Source organism: Leptolyngbya sp. FACHB-671 (assembly GCF_014695745.1).
Taxonomy (GTDB): domain Bacteria; phylum Cyanobacteriota; class Cyanobacteriia; order Elainellales; family Elainellaceae; genus JAAUTN01.
The window spans coordinates 1-2,789 of the sequence record NZ_JACJOV010000119.1; the positions used below are offsets into that span (position 1 = coordinate 1).

The 2,789-nt window shown below is 46.8% G+C and carries 2 protein-coding genes; both read left to right on the forward strand.

Translation table 11 applies throughout. From position 1 onward, the window contains the following. The coding region (locus H6F93_RS15950) for a helix-turn-helix domain-containing protein (protein WP_190682544.1) at positions 1-492 on the forward strand (492 nt) is incomplete at its 5' end. Positions 493-1,363: 871 nt separating this feature from the next. Further along, the coding region (locus H6F93_RS15955; RefSeq protein WP_190682547.1) for a DUF3854 domain-containing protein at positions 1,364-2,789 on the forward strand (1,426 nt) is incomplete at its 3' end.

Sequence of the window (2,789 nt, forward strand, 5' to 3'; positions counted from 1 at the left end):
CCTCAAGATCTACTGCCGTCTTGGGCAGTAATGCCGCAGCAAGCAGACGTCGAAGTTGAAATGGCAGACGACATTCCTCAAGAGCAGCGAATGCCAGATGGATTCTTCGATACCTGGCTTCAGGGAGTCGTTATCATTACCACGCCCTCCCCGGTAGAGGGAGAATTAGCTCAATTTGAAACCAGCAAAGCTGAGGCAATCAGGCAATTGAGCAGATCAGGTCGCAATCAGCTTGTACCAACCGATGCAGCAGGAGAGGTCATTACTGTTAATGCAGAGGTCGTCGAAAACAAAGCCTCCTCGTCTCAAGAATTAACTGGCGCGATGGTTAAGCAGCTGCGCCAGGAAGCTGGATTGAGCCAGATGGATCTAGCGATCGCTGTAGGGATGAGTCAAAGTTGGGTTCGCAATATTGAGAACAAATGGCAGGATAAACCTCTCAAACTAGTTCATGCTGAACGAATCCAAAATATCCTAAAGATTCCTCATTAAGTTCAATAGAGACAAACCCGCAAGTACTCAAAAACTTCTACTGAGTGATACGGTGGCACATCCGAGACTTTTACCGGTCTTGAAGCATTGCCAAACTTGACACTTCTGAAGATTCTGCAAGCACTCTCAAATAGACAAATTCCCATGTAGCAATGATTTGAGCATCTTCAGGGACTGCTAAATCTGGCAGTCCCTGAAGATGCTCAAAAAGTACTTAACAAAATTTTGTCCAATCAAAACGCTAGAAAGCCCTTAGGACAAGGTTTTGACTATCTTTAGGCGTCTCAAACTTGACACTTCCTAAAGACCTTTAGAAGAAAAAGTACTTGAAAACTTCCACTGAGTGATACGGTAAAAGTTGACAGAAGTGTTGTCTTTTAGCCGATTGTAGGAGTTTCAAGTAAAAAGTACTCAGAAACTTCCACTGGGTGATACGGTAAAAGTACTTGAAAACTTCTACTAGACGATACGGTATCCCGCTCTTTCGGCAATCTTCAGTAAAATCTTTCCCATAAATAGAAAAAGTACTCGTTTTCTTCCACTGAGTGATACATAAGAAGCAATTCAAGTACTAATTCGTAGATCGTTAAATCGATTGCTTGAAGAGCTTTTCAGAATCTCCGAATCTAATCTTGAGTACTTAAAAGTACTCGTTTTCTTCCACTGGGTGATACGGAAACTTCCACTGGGTGATACGGAAACTTCCACTGAGTGATACGCAAGATTTTTAAGGCTCTTATGCATCAATCATTTCAGGCTTTAGTACTTGCCTGATCATATTGATCAATTTGATCAGGTCGCAATTTGTCGGGTCAAAAAATCGAGGGTGCTAACCTGTGAAATCAGAATTTTCAGGTTGCACCTTAAAACTATGCCAGTCAATCGCTTGGCAAATGAGCAGAGAAATACGGGTTCTTCGTTTTTGAACAACCCGACGCTTATCCCTATGCTTAACTATCCACCCGTTCAATCTGACTGGCTAGGCAAGGCTGCAACAGACCATGTTCAGGAATGGTTAGACAGCGGGGTTGACCCTAGCATCATTGCACTGAATGTCGAAACCCTCACCGACACCGCAACCAATGACTACTCAGATGTCCTGTTCCCAATTGCTGAGCGACTAAACTGGAAGATTTCTCGATTTGGGCAGAAAACCCGCTCTAACCTGCGTGGTTGGTGGGTTAGCGGGATTGATCCCCTAAACAACTGGCAGCGCATGGAGTGGGGGCGCTTCAAACCCGATGCTGCAACACCTGTGATGGATCGGGAAAAAGGGAAACCTGCCAAGTACCTCAGCCCAAGCCTCGGACCTGGTTCCAGTCGTCTGGTTCTTCTTGATGTTCCACAACATATTTGGGACAAAGTCGCTCGACGTTACAACATTTCCATTGCTGATGGCGATCGTCCCCTCGGTTTCTGGCACTGGATCTGGAAACACGCCATTCCCGTCATTCTGACAGAAGGAGAGAAGAAAGCTGGTTGCTTGTTGACGCAGGGGTACGCGGCGATCGCCCTGCCGGGTATCTTCAACGGTTATCGCAAAGACACCAAGAAACTCATTCCAGAGCTAGCGCACTTTGCTACAGCAGAGCGCTCAGTCTACATCTGCTTCGACTACGAAACCAAGCCCAAAACCATCAAAGACATTAACCTGGCAACAACGAAGCTCGGCAAGCTGCTGAACCGCGTTGGGTGTGTTGTCAACGTTATCTCACTCCCAGGACCGCAGAAAGGGGTTGATGATTTCATCGTGGCAGGAGTCCAGCCCTTTGCAGACCTCTATGACTCCGCTCTGTCGCTGGAGTTCTGGCTGGCAACCAAGTTATGGGCACTCACGTATACCCCATCTCTAACTCTCAATTCCCCTTATTTAGGCAATCTCCCTTATCCCACGTCTGGTTTAGCCTGCATTAAGAGTGCGAAAGGGACTGGCAAAACGACGGCACTCCAGTCCCTTATCCGAGAAGCCACGAGCCTGGGACGAAAAGTTTTGGTGATTACCCATCGGATTCAATTAGGTCGTGCCATTTGTGAAAGTATTGGCATTGATTGGATTGAAGAAGTGAAAGAGTCAGAAACCCAGGGACTGTTGGGATATGGGCTTTGCATCGACTCTCTGCACTCTACCTCTCAAGCGCGTTTCAATCCTCAATTGTGGAAAGGGGCAATCGTCATTCTCGATGAAGCTGAGCAGGTTTTATGGCACGCCCTGAACTCCAGCACCTGCTACGACCACCGCATCAAAATCCTCGAAACCTTGTGTGAATTGGTGCAGGTAGTGCTAGACAGCGACGGTC